Annotated in this window: 6 protein-coding genes; 3 read left to right on the forward strand and 3 right to left on the reverse strand. The window is 38.6% G+C overall.

The genetic code is table 11. The features are described from left to right. Positions 1-38: 38 nt before the first annotated feature. Complete coding sequence (locus PVA01S_RS26170) at positions 39-242, reverse strand: cold-shock protein (protein ID WP_054799707.1); 204 nt, start codon at positions 240-242, stop codon at positions 39-41. Between the two features lie 259 nt (positions 243-501). Between PVA01S_RS26170 and PVA01S_RS26175 the strand changes: the two genes are divergently transcribed. The 3 genes from PVA01S_RS26175 to PVA01S_RS26185 all read left to right on the forward strand — a co-directional run bounded on the left by PVA01S_RS26175 (position 502) and on the right by PVA01S_RS26185 (position 1584). Beyond that, the gene (locus tag PVA01S_RS26175; protein ID WP_127610810.1) at positions 502-777 is read left to right on the forward strand and encodes an AbrB/MazE/SpoVT family DNA-binding domain-containing protein; all 276 of its coding nucleotides are present in this window, start codon (positions 502-504) and stop codon (positions 775-777) included. A gap of 60 nt (positions 778-837) precedes the next feature. Next, positions 838-1161, forward strand: coding sequence for a hypothetical protein (locus tag PVA01S_RS26180; protein WP_127610811.1), 324 nt, complete (start codon positions 838-840; stop codon positions 1159-1161). 228 nt (positions 1162-1389) lie between these two features. Then, the gene (locus tag PVA01S_RS26185) at positions 1390-1584 is read left to right on the forward strand and encodes a hypothetical protein (protein WP_054799706.1); all 195 of its coding nucleotides are present in this window, start codon (positions 1390-1392) and stop codon (positions 1582-1584) included. 206 nt (positions 1585-1790) lie between these two features. Here the strand turns inward: PVA01S_RS26185 and PVA01S_RS26190 are convergent, their stop codons facing one another. Together PVA01S_RS26190 and PVA01S_RS26195 are read right to left on the reverse strand one after the other, a co-directional pair. Next, positions 1791-2042 (reverse strand): hypothetical protein, encoded by a 252-nt coding sequence (locus PVA01S_RS26190; protein WP_127610812.1) that lies wholly within the window; start codon positions 2040-2042, stop codon positions 1791-1793. A 20-nt stretch (positions 2043-2062) separates the two neighbouring features. Next, positions 2063-2878 (reverse strand): pentapeptide repeat-containing protein, encoded by an 816-nt coding sequence (locus PVA01S_RS26195; RefSeq protein WP_127610813.1) that lies wholly within the window; start codon positions 2876-2878, stop codon positions 2063-2065. Positions 2879-2908 lie beyond the last annotated feature (30 nt).

Consider the following 2908-nt stretch of genomic DNA (forward strand, 5'->3'; position numbering starts at 1 on the left):
GCTGCTCCTACAACGTTAGGAGCAGCTTGATGCGCATCTTAATAAATTTTCGTAACGTTCTCAGCCTGCGGTCCGCGGTTACCTTGTGTCACATTAAACTGAACACGTTGACCTTCATCCAACGATTTATAACCGTCACCTTGGATCGCACTAAAATGAACGAATACGTCGTCTCCGCCTTCAACTTCGATAAAACCAAAACCTTTTTCAGCGTTAAACCATTTTACTGTACCTGTTTGCATTGTAGTTCCTCCAAAAACAAATTTGTAACATGATCATTTTCCGTAAAATAAAAAAAATTATACCTTGAAAATAATTCCATCATAAAATGTCCTTATTTGAGGCGCAACCTCATATTCGGTCCGATGAAAATAATATACATTTTGAATAAATAGGGATATAATGAATTGAAGTAAAGAAAGTAAAGAAAGTAAAGAACTTAAATTTTCCAAGCGTATACAAATATCTAAATCGCAGGAAACTAAAAGAAGGGTGAATAAGTTGGAAATTTCCAGAATCAGCAGTAAAGGACAAGTCACCATTCCCAAGAGCATTCGTGAATTATTAGAAGTCGATGCGGGGGATCGTATTCTTTTTATAGAGGAAAATGGACGAGCCTATATAACCAAAGCCAGCTTGGTTGCGCTCAATGATTTTCAGCTGACCATGGCAAGGGGTGCTAGAAATCAGGGGATTTCCAAACAGGAATTTGAAAATAAACAGGAAACAAATCAGGAGAATTCCTGGGGCAAGCCCAGGGATAAGAAACAGGTATGAGAAATGAAGAAGCGAAGATCAGAGATTTCTCGGAATTAAGGATTGGGAGGAAAGATAAACATGAAGGTGGAATTATGGTTTACGCCACAGGGACAGCAAGCGATCAATGAATTCGAGAACCATGAGATCATCGAGTCCTTCACAAGGCATATGAAAACACTAACGAAGAAGTATATGGTGCTCACTTCGGTGCCCCTCGACGAGAATCAGGATATCGCTTCCGCGGGTGTTCTGAATGTGCTGGTGCAAACAAAATCTGTGGAAGTGGACATGTTTTTTCGCGAGTTGGGAAGGGATATGAAAAATCCGCTGAACAAACGGTTTGACGGCAAGCTGGGCAACATTTTCAAGGTGAAAGTGGTCAATGAAAAACCTTCGGTATGATGCGCCACCTCTCCATGCTAATCATGGGATGGTCAGTTACTACTCAGTTGGACCATTTGGAGATCCTAGATTTCATCTAAGATCTGTGATATAATAAATTATTGGTTTATATGGAAAACTAAGTCATGCCCTATAAAACGTATCGCGGAATTAAAGGGATACATTTTATAAGGTGTGATTTTTTTCTTTGTGCAGCTCAAAACAATGAATGACATGAGGTGATCTATCTTGTTCACACAAAATCAATGGCTTGACCATCAAATCGATTTTGATAACGCCATGTTTTTGAGAGTACCGGTTTCAGTTTGGCGCGGAAATACATGTATTGATTACGGCGGGTTTATTAAAAATCATGATATTGACGCCGTTTTTATCGCTGGCGATTATTTCCTCAAAAAGGAATTCGGCTTTAAGGTAAGATAAGCACTAAATGGGATGCTAAAGGGTCGTGCCCTAAAGTCGTATATCGGTGATTCGCCCCGCTAATTCCGGTATTCAGCCCTCCAAAGCCCTCGTACTTTCTAATGGCATCATAAGGGACCGACCCAAGTAAAATGTGTTCATAGCTTTTGGGAACTAATTTACGCATAAACTTGTCCCCATCCGCTGCCTTGTCAAATCTAAACTTGTCATTCGCTAAAAAGTACTGTCTGGCACACTGCAGAGCCGTTGCAAAAAAAAAGAAATTTTACATCCAGACTGTCTAACCCGGTAACGGCTTCAAAATCACGTTCCAGATCATCCAAAATGGCTCTCGAATTACTCGCAACCTGCGCGACCCTGTCAGACTCCCGAATGATTGTATCCATATTTTCAAGGCGCATATTACTCTTCTGACTTAGTGCTTCTCGTCTTTGCTTTAGTTCACTGAACTTATCCATGCCATCCCCATTATTCTAAGTTAGTTTGAATTTTTTAACCAATGAGCAGGAACTTTTAAGTAATGAGGTAATCTAGTATCTTTATTACCTTTAGCCGAGTTAACTTGAGCTTGAGTAAGAAAAATACATCCGGTAAGATTTGCACCTGATAAATCAGCATCTCTTAAGTCTGCACCAATAAAATCCACTTTTCTTAAGTCAGCCCCCCTCAAATTAGATGCAATCAACAATGCCCCTCTTAAATTCATACCTCGCAGGTTAGCACCTTTTAAATTCGCACCTATAAAATCCTTGCGTATCTTGCTTTTCTTATTACTTTGAATGAATTCTTTTCGAATTAATTCACTTGTTTTGAGTAATAAATTATTCACGATTTCTCTGTGGGCGGGTACATCTAAATTTAGAATATCTTTCGGATTAAGATTAGTTAGAGATAAAGTTTTATCAAAAACGCTTTGCAATTCATTCTGGATGGGTTGAGTTTCTTCTAAATCTAAAGCTTGACTTAAGTAGCAAAGCATCTCATGCAACTGTTGAACAATAGGAAATACTGCAAACATTTCCTTTGATAACTCTGGATTCCTTCGCCAATCATTACCTTTGAAAATTTCTTGTGAAACATGTTGTCCTGCACCAAAACATTCATAGGAAACACACCCATGAAAACCTTTATCTCTTAGATGTTCATGTATGCTACAACGATTATCTGGACACAAGTTACGACAAGGGACTCCGCCTTCTTTATTAAAAGCAAAATCTGCTGATTTTGTATAGGGTAATGCCACACAACATAACCCAAAACAATTTTCACAGTCAGACTGCAATGTACTATTCAAAAAACCACTTCCTAAATTAATTCTTATTAT

The organism is Paenibacillus validus NBRC 15382 (assembly GCF_004000985.1).
Taxonomy (GTDB): Bacteria; Bacillota; Bacilli; order Paenibacillales; family NBRC-103111; genus Paenibacillus_G; species Paenibacillus_G validus.

Coding starts and splice junctions, on each gene's coding strand:
- PVA01S_RS26190 (WP_127610812.1), bottom strand. CDS start 2,042: ATGGATAAGTTCAGTGAACTAAAGCAAAGACGAGAAGCACTAAGTCAG.
- PVA01S_RS26170 (WP_054799707.1), bottom strand. CDS start 242: ATGCAAACAGGTACAGTAAAATGGTTTAACGCTGAAAAAGGTTTTGGT.
- PVA01S_RS26180 (WP_127610811.1), top strand. CDS start 838: ATGAAGGTGGAATTATGGTTTACGCCACAGGGACAGCAAGCGATCAAT.